Annotated in this window: 21 protein-coding genes; 14 read left to right on the top strand and 7 right to left on the bottom strand. The window is 50.0% G+C overall.

Going from position 1 to position 14218, the window contains the following annotated elements; translation table 11 throughout:
- Positions 1-327: 327 nt before the first annotated feature.
- The 7 genes from C2U43_RS28145 to C2U43_RS28110 all read right to left on the bottom strand — a co-directional run bounded on the left by C2U43_RS28145 (position 328) and on the right by C2U43_RS28110 (position 4621).
- The gene (locus C2U43_RS28145) at positions 328-1026 is read right to left on the bottom strand and encodes a hypothetical protein (protein WP_022652135.1); all 699 of its coding nucleotides are present in this window, start codon (positions 1024-1026) and stop codon (positions 328-330) included.
- A gap of 84 nt (positions 1027-1110) precedes the next feature.
- A complete protein-coding gene (locus C2U43_RS28140; RefSeq protein WP_032610385.1) occupies positions 1111-1410 on the bottom strand; it encodes a hypothetical protein in 300 nt (99 codons plus the stop codon).
- Positions 1411-1445: 35 nt separating this feature from the next.
- Positions 1446-1703: a hypothetical protein gene (locus tag C2U43_RS28135; protein WP_125362998.1), complete on the bottom strand. Its 258-nt coding sequence runs from the start codon at positions 1701-1703 to the stop codon at positions 1446-1448.
- Positions 1704-1751: 48 nt separating this feature from the next.
- Positions 1752-2015 (bottom strand): hypothetical protein, encoded by a 264-nt coding sequence (locus tag C2U43_RS28130; RefSeq protein WP_022652132.1) that lies wholly within the window; start codon positions 2013-2015, stop codon positions 1752-1754.
- A 100-nt stretch (positions 2016-2115) separates the two neighbouring features.
- A complete protein-coding gene (locus C2U43_RS28125) occupies positions 2116-2457 on the bottom strand; it encodes a hypothetical protein (protein WP_032610383.1) in 342 nt (113 codons plus the stop codon).
- Between the two features lie 462 nt (positions 2458-2919).
- Entirely contained in the window at positions 2920-3696 is a 777-nt protein-coding gene (locus C2U43_RS28115) for a hypothetical protein (RefSeq protein ID WP_022652130.1), read from the bottom strand.
- A gap of 148 nt (positions 3697-3844) precedes the next feature.
- Positions 3845-4621, bottom strand: a complete 777-nt coding sequence (locus tag C2U43_RS28110) for a hypothetical protein (RefSeq protein ID WP_022652129.1) — start codon at positions 4619-4621, stop codon at positions 3845-3847.
- An 813-nt stretch (positions 4622-5434) separates the two neighbouring features.
- Between C2U43_RS28110 and C2U43_RS28105 the strand changes: the two genes are divergently transcribed.
- The 14 genes from C2U43_RS28105 to C2U43_RS28040 all read left to right on the top strand — a co-directional run bounded on the left by C2U43_RS28105 (position 5435) and on the right by C2U43_RS28040 (position 14187).
- Positions 5435-5902 (top strand): hypothetical protein, encoded by a 468-nt coding sequence (locus tag C2U43_RS28105; protein ID WP_022652128.1) that lies wholly within the window; start codon positions 5435-5437, stop codon positions 5900-5902.
- Between the two features lie 63 nt (positions 5903-5965).
- The gene (locus C2U43_RS28100) at positions 5966-6262 is read left to right on the top strand and encodes a type II toxin-antitoxin system RelE/ParE family toxin (RefSeq protein WP_015063076.1); all 297 of its coding nucleotides are present in this window, start codon (positions 5966-5968) and stop codon (positions 6260-6262) included.
- An 8-nt stretch (positions 6263-6270) separates the two neighbouring features.
- The gene (locus C2U43_RS28095) at positions 6271-7452 is read left to right on the top strand and encodes a hypothetical protein (RefSeq protein ID WP_022652127.1); all 1182 of its coding nucleotides are present in this window, start codon (positions 6271-6273) and stop codon (positions 7450-7452) included.
- Between the two features lie 390 nt (positions 7453-7842).
- Entirely contained in the window at positions 7843-8220 is a 378-nt protein-coding gene (locus tag C2U43_RS28090; RefSeq protein WP_015063074.1) for a hypothetical protein, read from the top strand.
- A gap of 135 nt (positions 8221-8355) precedes the next feature.
- Complete coding sequence (locus C2U43_RS28085; RefSeq protein WP_015063073.1) at positions 8356-8790, top strand: hypothetical protein; 435 nt, start codon at positions 8356-8358, stop codon at positions 8788-8790.
- Complete coding sequence (locus C2U43_RS28080) at positions 8791-9111, top strand: hypothetical protein (RefSeq protein WP_077258061.1); 321 nt, start codon at positions 8791-8793, stop codon at positions 9109-9111. It begins immediately after the preceding gene.
- Positions 9112-9226: 115 nt separating this feature from the next.
- The gene (locus tag C2U43_RS28075) at positions 9227-9862 is read left to right on the top strand and encodes a hypothetical protein (protein ID WP_022652125.1); all 636 of its coding nucleotides are present in this window, start codon (positions 9227-9229) and stop codon (positions 9860-9862) included.
- A 61-nt stretch (positions 9863-9923) separates the two neighbouring features.
- Positions 9924-10535 (top strand): hypothetical protein, encoded by a 612-nt coding sequence (locus C2U43_RS28070; RefSeq protein ID WP_022652124.1) that lies wholly within the window; start codon positions 9924-9926, stop codon positions 10533-10535.
- Entirely contained in the window at positions 10522-11790 is a 1269-nt protein-coding gene (locus tag C2U43_RS28065; protein ID WP_022652123.1) for a DNA methyltransferase, read from the top strand. The genes C2U43_RS28070 and C2U43_RS28065 overlap by 14 nt, the downstream gene beginning before the upstream one ends.
- 175 nt (positions 11791-11965) lie before the next feature.
- Positions 11966-12274: a hypothetical protein gene (locus C2U43_RS28060; protein ID WP_022652122.1), complete on the top strand. Its 309-nt coding sequence runs from the start codon at positions 11966-11968 to the stop codon at positions 12272-12274.
- A gap of 82 nt (positions 12275-12356) precedes the next feature.
- A complete protein-coding gene (gene parS / locus C2U43_RS28055; RefSeq protein WP_032610495.1) occupies positions 12357-12797 on the top strand; it encodes a type II RES/Xre toxin-antitoxin system antitoxin in 441 nt (146 codons plus the stop codon).
- Positions 12794-13252, top strand: coding sequence for an RES family NAD+ phosphorylase (locus C2U43_RS28050; protein WP_022652120.1), 459 nt, complete (start codon positions 12794-12796; stop codon positions 13250-13252). Before parS ends, C2U43_RS28050 begins: the two co-directional genes overlap by 4 nt.
- A gap of 37 nt (positions 13253-13289) precedes the next feature.
- The gene (locus tag C2U43_RS29960; RefSeq protein WP_022652119.1) at positions 13290-13520 is read left to right on the top strand and encodes a hypothetical protein; all 231 of its coding nucleotides are present in this window, start codon (positions 13290-13292) and stop codon (positions 13518-13520) included.
- A gap of 334 nt (positions 13521-13854) precedes the next feature.
- The gene (locus C2U43_RS28040; RefSeq protein WP_022652118.1) at positions 13855-14187 is read left to right on the top strand and encodes a hypothetical protein; all 333 of its coding nucleotides are present in this window, start codon (positions 13855-13857) and stop codon (positions 14185-14187) included.
- Positions 14188-14218: the final 31 nt, after the last annotated feature.

Genomic DNA, 14218 nt, shown 5'->3' with positions numbered 1-14218 from the left:
ATTCAAATGCAGCTCCAATTTTTGCGTCTTGGCGTCACCTGGTTACCACCCGCACTCGCCATGGCAGAACTGGAACACCTTCTTAAGGGGTATGACGCCGACCACTGTCGGCTACTGGAAAACGTCCTGGATACAGCCCACCGGCATTACCTGGAGTCCTGTGGACCGCTAAAGAGAGAAGGGGGCCGCGTCGGGAACCGCATATCAGGCACCCGCCACGACGAAGCACATTTGTGTGTACGGTTTATGTCAACACGCTATGAATTGGCCACTGAGCTTTGTGCCGCTTATGTGTGCAGCAGGTATGCTTATGGGTGATCGTACCGGTTACTTCTTGTCTTCCAACGAGGCCAAGCGGCTAATTTCTTTCATACCGAGACGAGCGGCCACGCCCATGGCGGAGGCTTCGAGTTCGGCCTTGCCGTGTGAGACGATTTTGTCCATGGATTCCTGCATCAACTGGGTGCTGAAGGCCAGATTAACCGGCAGGTTGGCGATTGCGCCGGACAGAGACTGATATACTTCTTCAAGCTCGCGCTTTCCTGCCTTGCCTTTTGCCACCAGCAAAGCCAGTGCTTTCAGCTTTTCATTCACTTTCGCCATCTCGCGCTCAGAGGCTTCCCGGATCTGACGCTCATAACGTTCGCGTGTCGACTCAATATAGCCAATCTCCGGCTGGCGCTCATAGTCGCCGCGAATCAAACTGTTAATGGTACACGGCACGCCGTCACTCATTCCGAACGATGTGATCATTGAGGCCCACTGAGCCGGAGACAGACTGACTTTCAGAAGTGGGGAACGGCGTCTGCCTTCCGCCAGCCGATGACGGATCACTCCATCGCGCTCAACCTGCTCTGATTCACTGAAGGTCAGCGTAATCACCTCTTTATGAATGAGGTCGGAGGCATACAAGCGCTGCCCCGTCGTTGTCGTGCGGCTTACCGATACCTGCCCGTATGCCGTGTGACGGGTGATCACCTCTTCCATCTCGTTTTCTGTTACCGTCGGTATTACTGTGTTTTCCATTGTCATGCCCTGAATCGAATTAATGTTGACAGCGTCTGGCGTAATACCGATGTGAGACCGGACTGCCTGGGAACTTTACCCGTATCACTCGCTAAATTGGACGCCCGCTGACCGGAGTAACTCTCTGACATCGTCTGCCAGGAAATACGTTTCTGTTGTGTTGCCCGGGCCATCAAAGAAACAGGTCTCGGGCAACTGAATTGCCTGCGACTGCTGCTGTATCTGTTCCCGGGACTCGTTACTTTCGACGATAGCATCGGCAATGACTTCTGTTGCCCAATCGCGATCAAAGCCAGGCATCGTATGGAGTGATGCCACCATGTCGCTGGGTAAGGCATCGATATAGTCCAGAGCCGCCTGAGCTACCGAAATCAGTTCTTTCATGGTTGTCACCTTACTGTTGTGCTCATTCACCGCGCTTAACTCGCGTGAGCCGATTCTTTACGTTTATTGATAAGAAACTCTTCACCGCACGTTCCGCATTTCAAAATGTATTCTGCGTGCCTGAGTTGCTTTAAGGACATTGCTTTGCAAACGGGGCAGGCAAGGTGTTCTGAAAGCCGACGCATCAGTTGATTAATTTCAGAGCATTGTTCTGGCGTTAACTTGTGGCGGGTTTCCCACTTATAGGTCGCTTCCCGCACGACACGAGCCACGATATTTTTACCCTTCATCACTCTTGTCCTCCGGTGCAGCCAGCCATCTTACTCACTTCCGTGCGCATGTCAGCGAATAATGACCAGGTCAGGACCAAAACTGAATCCATCGCCCATCCGGTCGGAATGCTTCGATACATACGATTTCCCGTACTTCTCCAGGTCTTGCAGGCTTGATTTTGCCAGATTCCATGAATACTCATGCCCCCAGATTTCCCCATCCCGATCAGCAAATCTTGCGGGTTTATAGTTGTCCTTGAGCAGAGCATAGACACGTTCGAGAGTTGGTAATTCTGGACTGGTCTTAACGTTAGATGCGTCAGCGTTCGTCATTATTATGTACTCATTCGAGTTGATGGATAGGGAAGGTTGCACGCGAACTGTGGCGCTCCCCGTTTTACTGATAACCTGTCGGTGCTCATGCACTACGAAATTAGAATGATTGAAGGCACGTCACGCTTCCCGAAAACCTTTTCCCGTTCCGGCGTTTAGGAAGCGAGTATTCGCCGTCAAACCGGTAGATGCCGACCTTAGAGCAGGGTCCTCCGTCTTTAACCAATTCCCAGATGAAATCGGCACGGTCACTGAAATAGCCAGGACCTTCGTCAAAGGATGAAAATTCACTATGCACAACACACAGATCGCCGTGCTGACCGTTGATAAAAACGAAGTGACCTTTATGCTTTTCGCCTGGCTTCGCATCGAGGTGTCCAAACGTTTGATACATTACGGAGGCTTGATGTTCTGCCCCTGTCTTTCCAAGTAATTCACGCATCTCACTCCCCCTTTGCAGTTGCGACCATTGCACGGTAAACATCTGCAAGACGCTGGCTCATTAATCGAGACATTTTTCCAGTGGCCGAAGTTATCTGCTTCCGGCCTGCAATTAGCTGTTCCATCGTGGGAACTACCGGGACGCGGGTCATACCTTCCACTTCTCCTGCGCCAGTAGTGGTAACTTGATCAACATACTGCTCAACCTGATGCTGCTCTTCGTCGGTCCTCCATTATGATTTCTTCAATCAGACGTCTTACAACCCAGTTACTTAGGTTGCTTTGTGACGGAAGGCGCTTATACCTTCCGCCTCGGCCATTTCGTTGCCCGCGCTGAGCATTCCAGCGTCGAAGTACGCCATCGTTAATTTTCGGTGGTAGTGTGGCAACATCGCCCATCTGCCTGACTCCTGTCCTGAATTATTTCACTCGGGGCCAAAATACCGCTGTGTTGTTTGCCAGGTTACACCCCTGGCACCAACAGGGACGGGCTGTTATAAGAAAAGCGGTCTACTGGAGCATCTTCAAATCCGTGGTTCGGCGCATCTGGTGTCAGAACAAGGCCGTCATGTGCCGCGTGAATATGCAGCAGTGAATCACTGCCCGTGTCGATGTGCAGCGTCGGTACACCCCGATCGATCTCAAAAATGAGGCCGAAACAAGTCGTGCCGGATTCATTCACCACTTCACACTGAATGTTTTTCTCTTCTAACAACACCTTCACCTGATAGGACTGACAGTCTTCTTCTGGCAGCTGGGTTTCACCCAGTTGCCAGTCCTGTAACGTCCGGATAATCTCTGAAGGCGTTGCCTGCGATTCCGGCGTCAGAAGCGCATACACCTGCTGGCGGAACTGCTGGCTCAACTCCTCCATCAGGGGATTGTCCTCGCCATCGAAATGTTCTTCCCAGCCATCAGGATCAGCGTGCATCCAAACGTTATGCGTCAGAGACGGTAGTGAGTCGTCAGGGTGTACGATGAGATATGGGGAGCTTTCTTTTGTTTCCAGATAGCGGACAGGCTGGCCATCCAGCAAAGCTTCATCAACTGCCGTACCATCGGTTTCCGGCAATGCGATTTCCGTGACATTGCCGCCGCAATGCTCTGCCACAACACGCCCCAGATCCTCCATCAGTGCGCGATGTTTTTCTGGAGAATCCAGCTCGCCCAATAATTCCGGTTTTACCAGTAATGCAGTAATAATTGTTGCCAGTTCACGAGTTGAAATTAATTTAGCCATGATAGTCATCCTTTCATCTGATGTGTTAATTCTAACAGTTTCGGTTTGCTGGCTAATAACCCGGCGTGAAGTTTTTTAAAAATATATTCGCCCTTTAAACAAAGAGCGAACAATGGAATTAAAAAAGGACAAATTTGTAATTAATGAATCAGGAGGCTGCTTTAACTAATAAGCCAGGGCGACCGTTGGTATACCTGTCAGGCGGCGAAATACCGAATTCATGATTCAGGGAGTCAGTTGAAAGGACCATGCCGCCGTGAGCAGCCTGGACGTGCAGAACTGAAGGATCAGTGTCACCCGCGTTTACATGGACCGAGGGAACACCATTTTCAATTAACAACGTCAGGGCCATTACCAGGCGTGATTCCACATCCTGTACTGCCAGCTGGGCATGACCGCCGAGCGCCATAGTAACGATAAACTCTGCTGAAGACCCGGGCTGTTCGTCGTCGAGGTTGCAGTAATCACGCATTCGTACCACCTGCGAGGGAAGATTAGCATGGTTGGTTTGTGTCTGAAGGAGCATCCGCTGGAGGGCGTAGCGGCGAACTGAGCACTCTTTATGCGTCGGCAATTCATCAGGGCTTTCTTCGTCGCTGCCTTTGATATGGTCAAGCCAGCCATCTCGGGCATGGTGACGCCAGACATTATCGGTGAGGGAGTGCATGTCCGCGCCGGGAGATACGACGAGATAAGGGGTTACATCCGGAGAGGTCAGATAATCGGCCTGGCTTGATTCATCGCGATCCACCGGCATGATCACACCGTCAATCTCTCCTCCGCAATGTTTCGCCACCAGCTCAGCGATATCCTGCATAAATGCTTTATGCGACTCCGGTGTTTTTAATTCATTCATTAATGTGGGTTGCACCAGTAATCCACAGACAATTTCCGCAAGCTCGGCAGGTAATAGACATTTTGGCATGGTTGGTTCTCCTCTTTTTTGAATGAGAACACTCTAACATTCCGGCTTATTTTCCAAATAAGTTGAAGGCATTTATTTTTTTAAAAATTCATATCCAAACTATAATTAAAATAGTCCATTTTAATCTCAGAAAAGTAACTTTTCTAAAGGCTTACCGGGAGGGCATTAACGAGTGTTTCGTAATCACATTTGTGCCAGTTGAAAGCCGGTGTGCATGACCATTGTTTCGTGACCTTAAACCCAGGAATCGTCGAGCGTCTGGGAGAAAGGCTGCGACACCTTCGGTTAAGATGGGTCTTGTGAGTGGGGAAGGGACGCTACAGCCGGAAGACAAACTGAATCTGCCATTTCAGCCCGCGAGTATCCCGACCCTGTGCCACCGTTTTATAGCTAACATTTCTCCTTTACTGTAGCATTCTGCCGTTTCGCCATCCTCTCGGAACTTCGGTATACCGCGAGCGGAATATTTGCCAGTCATATGGCCCTTACTGGTAACCGGAAAAAAGCTTCATGAAGGCGGATAGGAAGTTCCTTAGACGCATATGGTGTTTTTAAATTAACACATAAGCATTGCTACTCATAAGGATGTAAAATAACCATGCCCATTAAGGATGTAATTAAGACCTCATTGGTTTTTTTTTGGTATTTGTAAACAGACAATTCCGAAAATATTTCTCAGTAAAATTGAATCCTGCATATATAAACTGCCTTTAGCAGTGCTGCAAAATTATTTTTAAAAATCTTTCATTCAGGTTATTAGCCAGCGAGACCAATCTGTCATGATTACTTCAGACCAAACCTGAGGAATCAAAAATGGATAAATACTTTGACCAGAGCGGAATTGAAATCGACAACGCTAAGATTCAGTGTATTGATTCAGTAAAAGGCACCGGGGAATATATTTATCGGGTCACTTGCAATAAATGCAAAGGCCGTGGTGAGCGTAAACACTTTTATAGGAGCCGCTGCATGGCATGTAATGGTACGGGCTATAGCCTGGTCACAACCCGTACATGTTACACCCTTTCCGCGTTATATCGCACATACCCGGAAGCGGCACGCAAGATTTCAGCAGCTCAGGCAGTAGTGCGTCAGCGTGCTGTACAATCAAAGACTTCCGCGTTCAATCTGTGGTGTAAGAGCAATCAGGAACTGGTTGACGCCATCACACAGCAAGACGGGGAGAACAGCTTTCTGAACAGTCTGAAATCAACGTTATCACGGAAATATCCATTAAGTGATAAACAACTAACGGTCGCAGCCAGAATTCTCGGGATTTAATAAATCAGCTTCAGGCTTTTATAATTCTTATTTAATTTTACTCATTCCATTACGGAGGAAGATATGATCCATTCATTTAAAGACAGACGGCTGGAAAGCTTTTTCCGTAATGGAAAGTCCACAGCAGGTATTCCTGCTGATCTGTTAAATGCGATTTCATGCAGACTGAAAACGTTAAATAATGTAAAAAACGAACGCGAATTGTTATCAAGTAGTTTGCGTTACGAACGCTTAAGGATGACCGCAAACCGGTACTCTTCCATTCGAGTTAATTCAAAATATCGGTTATTCTTTGTGTGGAATGATGGCGTACATAACGTTCACCTGTCGGCGCATGATTATAAATCGCTAATCCATTAAGGTAAAAAATGAAACTTTTCGGTATTTTATCCAGGGATGCAGGCACGGATGCGATGTTTTATATTCAGACCAGCACTAAACAACAGGCAAGCTTCATATTTGATGCCCTTGTCCCCCGGCTGAATGCGCATTGCCAACTGATCGACCCACTGAATGAAACAATTATACCTTCACTAAGCCGGACGACACTTTCTTTACAGCCCTGGTCCCAGAATACCCAGACACGGACGAGTGAGCTGAAGATGACGACGCACGGTCTGACTCTCTCCGGGGCAGTGATGGTGGAACACTCCCGGCAGATCGTCGACTTCTGCGATAACCTGGGCCTGCGCCTCGATGCACCCACCGGGAAACCCAGCTGGACAGAACTGATCAATGCTGACCTTGAGCAGCTTAATTCCCCGCGTTTGTTCCCCGTCCTTACCCAATCTGGCACGGAAGGACAGTTTCAGATCTATGTCCCGGCACCGGCTGTCATTGACGCCGACGTAGTCATTGCAAGCGTGATCGGCGAGTGTTTTAGCGGCGTTACCCCGTACTGCGTGAACGGCACTCCATATCCGCTGACTGAAAAGCCGCTGATCCGGATGGAGGCACACGTTAGTGACATGCATACACGGGTTTTTGAGCTGACATTCGTCAGTTATAACCTGGCCCTTACTGCGACGGTATATGACAACAATCTGCGCCAGGTTCTGATGCTGTGTGAAGATTTTGGTGTCACCCTTCAGGGGCGAGCGGGTGCATCCTGTCATGCCTACATGCGTAACGAATACCGGCGGCTTGCACATGTAGGTGTTTGCTCACGCTCCGGGGCTGAAGACGATGTCCGCGCTTACAGCTCATATAAAGAGGAAACCCTGATCCGGCAGCTGCTGAATCAGGCGACGGCGGACAGCACATTGATCCCGGCGCGACACGGCCAGCAATTTAACGGTGTGCTGATGAATGCCACCCCGTCATCAGCAACCACCGGATTTATCTACCTGTCACAGGAATTCCCGCAAGGCCAGTTTATGATGACGGCGGAAGTGGTGAATGCCAGCAGCACGCCACGGGGGATCAGTTACATCGAAACGGTGGACGGTTACCGTTTTATTGTGACTGCATACGACACGAGAGCGATGAATTCCCTGACCGAATTTCTTGAAGTTAACGAGACCTATTTTACCCCATACCGCTGGGCGTAGCGCCAGCGCACCGGACAGCCAGGGAGGGCATCCGGAAAAGGTGATTTCACGCCATCAACAGAGCGCGAAACTCGCAGAAAAACAGACTGGCCCTATTTTAATACCCGATCACCGAAGCCAATTGCCTTCCGGGCAGAATGCCTGAGTATACCGGGTCTTAGCGACGTGGGATCAGGGCAGCCGGGAAAAGTAACTTTTGAAAAATTAGACGTGGTCAGTCGGCATGGTGTATTAAATTTCAAATCCTCTGGTTATATTCCTTCTTATAAACAATCCTCCTAATTTTTAAAGCTATCAATCACATCATCAACTATTCGGAAAAATTTTGCCGCAGGTTATTAGCCGTCGAGCGCGTCCTGGTATAATTGCCACATACCAACAGGAGACATCATGAATAAATTAGATATCATTTCCAGTCAGCTTAATTTCATTTCCCTTCTTAATGCTGTCGGTTATTCCGTATCTGATGTTGTATTTAAACGTCACGGTGCATCAACCGACTTTAATGCAGGTTTCTGGACGTTTGTCGCGGAGCAGAAAGATCGCTATATCGAAGTGTCGTGCAGCCTGTCACATCCTACCGCAGAAGGCACGCAGCATATCGATGTGCGCATTGATATGTTTGAAGACCCGATTGATGATGAGATCTCCCGGACTTTAGACACCAACACCTATGCCACGAATTATAAATATATTGAGCGAGTGCCGTTTACTGAATCCGTCAAAAGAGAATTTACCACCAGCCTTGGTGATATTATTTCAGAATAGTGCCAGCTTAATTCACGGCATGGATGCCTGAGATTTTCTTCAAAATATTCTCTTCCGGGTTATTAGGTTTTGAACCCAACCTGGTATTATATATCTACAGGCAATGCCAACAAATAATGAAGCGTCGGAGGCGATATGAGCATTCAGGAATTCGATTTTACCACCTGTGATTTATTTTCCATTCTGGACTCTCTGAATTATTCCCGCGAGGATATTAATGGTCTTACTCCGGCTATTTTCCGGGACGGCGAATTATCGAGAGTCTCTCTCTCTGTCGTCCAGTCTACCCGCTCGGCGGAAATCACGATCAGCCAGCGCGTGAGCACCGCCACAGGTCTCCGCTGCTATGTGCTGTTGATTGCGCAGCATGAAGACCGCATCCACAGTGAAGCCCTCAGCCAAGATGCTGAGGCGCAGTATCAGGTGAATCGCTTTATCCGCAAGATGGCTGAAGTCACGGATGCCAGCACCAAATCGATCAAGAAATGCTCTCAGATGATGAAAAAAATCATAAAGGAGCACCAGTTTAAAGCCAATCCTTCTTTCGGCCAGAGTTTCATCAAGGGTTGATTGAGTCTTGCCCCGGACGCCGGGGCAACGCTGAATAAACCCCTAACCAGCCGGGAGGCGCAGATGCCTGAAAAAAACTTCATTGTCAAAATTGTATGCCGGAATGGCGAGTATGAGCATTCCAGCGTGAAGCTTGTCGCCAGCGATACTGAGGCAAACGCCAGCCAGACGGCATTACTGAATGAGTGTCGCGACGAGGTCGAAGCACTGAGTTTTGAAGACGGCGGAGTGTATGATCTTGGCGGGGAATTCTTCTATCAAGTGAAGAGCTGCCAACAGCTGCCACCGGAGGATGCGGAGATCCTACTTCGTTACCTGTGAACCCGTGGACGGTTGCGTCAGCCGCCGTCCGTTGTAACGCGATCTTGCCTGCCCAGCCCGAGGGTTATGTGGTAATTTCCCGGCAACAGAATGATTCGAAATTAAGGTTATCAGTATGAAAAGTAAATTTGCTGAGCTGCCGGTGAAAAACGGGAAATCCGGTAACTGGACGCTGGACTCCTTTGTGATTACGCCAGAAAAAGCGCAGACCCTGAAGCTTCGCGCCGAATATACAAAGGATCAGGATGAATATATCCCGGCAGGCGTCTACCGGCGTTTGTCCTGTGATAACGAAGTGGTGATGTCCAATACGCCGATGGAGATCCGTACCTGTGAAGCTTTCATTGAGCGAGCAACTGGACGCATCCTGATTAACGGACTGGGGCTGGGAATGGTGCTGCACGCCATTCTTCAGAAGCCTGACGTGACCCACGTGACCGTCATTGAGAAGTCTCAGGATGTGATGAACCTGGTTTCCAAAGCATTTGCTCACGATCCCCGCGTTGAAATTATCCTTGCGGATGCTCTGAAATACTGCCCACCGGCAGGCGTTACCTTCAATGTGTGCTGGCATGATATCTGGCCAGATTTTTCGAGATCAAATCTTGATGAAATGGAAGCGCTCGAACGCAAATATCTCCACCTGTGCGACTGGCAGGACTCGTGGGGTAAAGAGCAGTGTGAAGCTGCCCTGATTCGTTTCGCGGCGCTGGAATCGTCACTGGAGTCCCTGATGCAGAAAGGGAAGTGACCTGCTTCACCGTCTTCCTGCGCCCACTTACGTTGAACTGAATCCATTTTAAGGATGACTGATGAAGAGTTGCTTTTCTAATTTACCTGTTAAAGATGGAACATCCGGTGCCTGGACACTGGACAGCTTCGAAATCTCCAAAGATAAGGCGGTTAGCCTTTTCCTCCGTGCCGCTACGGAGGATATCGACGCGGTTTTACAGCCCGGTAACTATCGCCGCCTTTCAAATGGCAGAAATGTGGTGATGACCAATTTGCCATACGAAATCCAACTCTGTCAGGAGTTCATAAAGCGAGCGACAGGGCACGTCCTGATCAACGGACTGGGGCTGGGGATGGTGCTGCACGCCATTCTTCAGAAGCCGGAAGTTAACAACGTGACTGTCATTGAGAAGTCGCAGGATGTGATTAACCTAGTTGCCGAGGCCTTTGCCCACGATCCCCGTGTTGAAATCATCCATGCGGATGCTCTGGAATACTGCCCACCGGCAGGCGTTACTTACGATGTGTGCTGGCACGACGTCTGGGCGGGATTATCGAGTTCAAATCTCGATGAAATGGAAGCACTCGAACGCAAATATCTCCACCTGTGCGACTGGCAGGACTCGTGGGGTAAAGAGCAGTGTGAAGCCGCCCTGGTCCGTTTTTCAAGGATGGCTGATGAGCAACCTTAACAGCGATTTGATTGCGCGGATCTATGCCGCGTCAGACACCCCGTTAACGAACGAAGAGCTGTATCGCGAGGTACAACGCGAAACGGGGATGTCGGATGCAGAACTACAGAAAATGAAGGCGTTCGGCTCGGACAAAATGCGAACCAGCGGCGTCAAGCATCAGGTTCGCTGGTATCAGCAGACGCTGCGGCAGGCCGGGGTGATCGAGCGTGTCCCGGAAAAGCGGGGCGTCTGGCGCTATGCCTTCAAAAATGACAAGAAGCTGCATGAGTCCTGGGACAAACTGTGCGTCGTTGGCTTCTCAACTTCGCTCGGGGCATCGGTCTTCGGGAATGCGTACGCGTTCTTCAGCAACATCAATGAGCAAATCCATCTCTGCCTTACGTCGCCCCCGTTCCTGCTGCGTAATGCCCGAAATTACGGGCACGGCGGCGGACGCGGTGAGCAGGCGTATATTGACTGGCTGCTGCGGATTCTTGAGCCTATCGTGAAGCAGCTCGTGCCGGGGGGCAGCGTGGCGCTCAATGTGACGCAGGACAGCTTTAATCCAGGCAGGCCATCGCGCTCTCTGTATCTGGAAAGACTGACACTGGCGCTGTGCGATAAGCTGGGTCTTGAGCTGATGGACAGACTGAACTGGGTGAACCGAGCGAAACCCCCGTCGCCGACTCACTGGGCGTGTAAACAGCGTGTTCAGCTCTGTTCGTCTTACGAGCCGGTGCTGTGGTTTACTAATGACGCGCAAAAGGTTCGTTCGAACAACATGCGCGTTCTCCAGCCTCATTCAGAGCAGCATCAGAAATTGCAGGCGTCCGGCGGCGAAAACCGCACTACATTTTACGGGGATGGCGCTTACCAGCTTAAAAATGGCGCCTTCGGCAATAAGACAGAAGGGACTATCTCCAAAAATACGCTTATGTTTGGCAATGCCTGCCCGGATACGCGGCTCTGCCATCGCATCGCCCGCGAACTGGGGTTTCCGCTGCACGGTGCAACGTCACCCACTCGACTCGCCGCATTCCTGATCGAGTTCCTCACCAGGCCTGGTGATCTGGTAGTTGAGCCATTTGCCGGTCTGCACAAAGTACCGGTTGCCGCTGAGCGGCTCGGCAGACGTTGGTATGCAACGGACAAAATAATGGAATGGCTCGGGATCTCGCGCAGCCTGTTTACAGAAATGCCGGGATACCAGAGCAGCCCGATACTCGATGACCTGGTTGCCCTTTACCGTGATGAACTGCGGGAAGGGGGATGAGCTGGGCGGTTTAGCCTGGCCAGCAGCCGGAAGTGACGCCAGCGGGGATGTCCTGCGGCGACGGCGCTGACAGAAAATGATTCAGCAACATACCGGCGTAATGGCCACCAGGATTCTTCTCCCGGATGCCTTAAAAACGACGGCGACAATTTTAATCACTGAAGGGAGTGTGAGCATGAAGAATTTGACTGAACAGGTTTCCCCCATTGAACTGCAAAAGGGCGACCGTGTTGAAGCGTACGGCGCATTAATGGAAGTGATGCACATCGTTGAATCCGGCTGTGATGTCCCCGGCGGCGTCCGCGTTGCCGCCTGCGTCTCGCGGGTTATCGGTGACACCACCGGTACTATTCCGCGTGGATGGCTGGAAACGCCCGAACAAATGTCGGAACGGGGGGCAACCTGGGCCGCAGAGCTTCCGGCTGGGCTGTACTGGAACATTCAGGGCAATGCCCATGCCAGAGTCAGCCGGGTGACGAACTGACGTTATGAGAAAGGTGAAAATATTGCCAGTAGTCACCCATATGGTATAATTGACATACCAAATGGGAGGGTCGGTTATGACTATGAAAGTTTTTTCTCCAGATTTATCCAAAATGAACCCGCACGGCTTATGGCAGGTGGTGGGTCTGGATAATGACGGCATTGCGCTGATGGACAAAATTAGCCACGGACTGGAAGGTAAAGTCGCTCATTCCATTTCTGAATGGGCGAACATCACGCCGTCGGAACTGCGCAAAATGTCCGGCATTCCGAACACCACCTTCAATCGCAGCGTAAAAGCCCGTTTCACTGCGGATCAGAGCGAACGTCTGGTGCGTATTATTCGCGTCATTGAACGGGCTGTAGAGCTGTTCGAAGGCGACAAAGAGGCAGCACAGAAATGGATGAACGAGCCAAACCGTGGCTTGAGCTGGAAGACTCCGGCAGATGTTGTCTCTTCGGAAACCGGCGCACTCGAAGTGATGCGCCTGATCACCCGTATTGAACACGGAGTCTATTCGTGATCCTGTATCGGATGACCAAGACCCGCTATATTACGACTGCATGGTCGGGATTAGGTGCGAAAGAAGCGGGAGGCCGCTGGAACAGTGTCGGCACAGCACTTGTCTATCTGTCCGAGACGGCCTCTCTGACCATGCTGGAGACGCTGGTGCATATCAATGCCCCGCAGCTTCTGGACGCTTACACGCTGCTGAGCATTGATGTCCCGGATGACCAGATCCAGGCCTTTGACTTGAACCTGCTGCCGCCGGGCTGGGCAAGTGAAGATGCGCCCGCAGAACTTGCCCTGTATGGCGATAACTGGGCTGAAAGTGGCTCTTCTGTTGCCCTGCGTATTCCCAGTGCATTATCTCCGGTGGAGTTTAACTACCTTTTAAATCCGGCTCATCCGGCGATTTTTGATCTGATGAAAACCGTCCAGAAAATTCCTTACCAGTACGACACACGGCTGAAATAGTTTCAGGTTTATATAACCTCCTGGATTGAGATGATAAATGATGACAAGCGAAAAAATCTTTAAAATCAGTGTATCGCTCGTTGTGTTATTTTCTTTCGTTTACTGGGGGCTTGATCCCGAATTTATCTGTAAATTTGCCAGTGACCCATCCAGTACCTGTGATTATTCTGAGCGTATTCCATTGCTTAACTTTATTTCTTCAGTATGGGCATTGATGCTGACTGTGACTCTGGCTGGCATTCTCGTTAAGTGGGTCAGAAAAAATTAGCCGCAGCTTTTGAACCGGGACAGGCTCTTCATAACGTCTTGTGTTCCGTCTGGTATTGCAACCGGGGCAGAGAGTATTTTACTTCAGATAATAACCTGAATATTTGAAATATACTTTTATACCAGACGATGCAGGTTCGTTGCGTACTTAATTCCGAATATGTCAAATGTGAAATGAATTGCAATCGGATAATGTGATTTTGCTGTTTCCAGATTTGTTCTCTTCCTGTTTTATTCCTCTATTTTTAAAAATTTCGCTTTGTACTTATTAGCCAGTGAACCGACTTTGCTAAAATATCCCTACAGCAACCCAACTGACGGTCGAGGTTAATAGTATGGAATCCGAACAGCTCATCACTAAAATTACTCAGACACTGAAACGCCCCGACGGCTCTGAAGTGCGTATTGTGGTGCAGCAGTCATTTGGCTTAGGCCTCACGCCTTCGCTGGGTGTGTATGTCCTGCGTCGCCCGACCACTGTCGACAACTGGCAGTTGTGCAAAAACACACCGCACAAGGACTGGCGCACCATGTCGGTGGATGAATACCAGAAACACGGGCGTTCTGAAATGCTGCGGTACGTCTCCATCGGCGAAATCCTTCGCCTAAGCGCCGCGATTGGCAAACCGATGAGCTACGTTGATACCTGTCCGGGTTTACAGGGCTGATGGTGTATTTTACCCGTAGCAGAACTGACAA

Origin of the sequence: Citrobacter freundii complex sp. CFNIH9 (genome assembly GCF_002903305.1) — a bacterium.
In the GTDB taxonomy this organism is placed as follows: Bacteria; Pseudomonadota; Gammaproteobacteria; order Enterobacterales; family Enterobacteriaceae; genus Citrobacter; species Citrobacter portucalensis.
The sequence above is the reverse complement of the archived record's forward strand: the minus strand, read 5'-3'. Positions and strand labels throughout refer to the sequence as shown.

Coding starts and splice junctions, on each gene's coding strand:
- C2U43_RS28060 (WP_022652122.1), top strand. CDS start 11,966: ATGAAGAATTTGACTGAACAGGTTTCCCCCATTGAACTGCAAAAGGGC.
- C2U43_RS28090 (WP_015063074.1), top strand. CDS start 7,843: ATGAATAAATTAGATATCATTTCCAGTCAGCTTAATTTCATTTCCCTT.
- C2U43_RS28100 (WP_015063076.1), top strand. CDS start 5,966: ATGATCCATTCATTTAAAGACAGACGGCTGGAAAGCTTTTTCCGTAAT.
- C2U43_RS28070 (WP_022652124.1), top strand. CDS start 9,924: ATGAAGAGTTGCTTTTCTAATTTACCTGTTAAAGATGGAACATCCGGT.
- parS (WP_032610495.1), top strand. CDS start 12,357: ATGAAAGTTTTTTCTCCAGATTTATCCAAAATGAACCCGCACGGCTTA.
- C2U43_RS28125 (WP_032610383.1), bottom strand. CDS start 2,457: ATGCGTGAATTACTTGGAAAGACAGGGGCAGAACATCAAGCCTCCGTA.
- C2U43_RS28065 (WP_022652123.1), top strand. CDS start 10,522: ATGAGCAACCTTAACAGCGATTTGATTGCGCGGATCTATGCCGCGTCA.
- C2U43_RS28140 (WP_032610385.1), bottom strand. CDS start 1,410: ATGAAAGAACTGATTTCGGTAGCTCAGGCGGCTCTGGACTATATCGAT.
- C2U43_RS28075 (WP_022652125.1), top strand. CDS start 9,227: ATGAAAAGTAAATTTGCTGAGCTGCCGGTGAAAAACGGGAAATCCGGT.
- C2U43_RS28105 (WP_022652128.1), top strand. CDS start 5,435: ATGGATAAATACTTTGACCAGAGCGGAATTGAAATCGACAACGCTAAG.
- C2U43_RS28095 (WP_022652127.1), top strand. CDS start 6,271: ATGAAACTTTTCGGTATTTTATCCAGGGATGCAGGCACGGATGCGATG.
- C2U43_RS28130 (WP_022652132.1), bottom strand. CDS start 2,015: ATGACGAACGCTGACGCATCTAACGTTAAGACCAGTCCAGAATTACCA.
- C2U43_RS28085 (WP_015063073.1), top strand. CDS start 8,356: ATGAGCATTCAGGAATTCGATTTTACCACCTGTGATTTATTTTCCATT.
- C2U43_RS28110 (WP_022652129.1), bottom strand. CDS start 4,621: ATGCCAAAATGTCTATTACCTGCCGAGCTTGCGGAAATTGTCTGTGGA.
- C2U43_RS28040 (WP_022652118.1), top strand. CDS start 13,855: ATGGAATCCGAACAGCTCATCACTAAAATTACTCAGACACTGAAACGC.
- C2U43_RS28115 (WP_022652130.1), bottom strand. CDS start 3,696: ATGGCTAAATTAATTTCAACTCGTGAACTGGCAACAATTATTACTGCA.
- C2U43_RS29960 (WP_022652119.1), top strand. CDS start 13,290: ATGATGACAAGCGAAAAAATCTTTAAAATCAGTGTATCGCTCGTTGTG.
- C2U43_RS28145 (WP_022652135.1), bottom strand. CDS start 1,026: ATGGAAAACACAGTAATACCGACGGTAACAGAAAACGAGATGGAAGAG.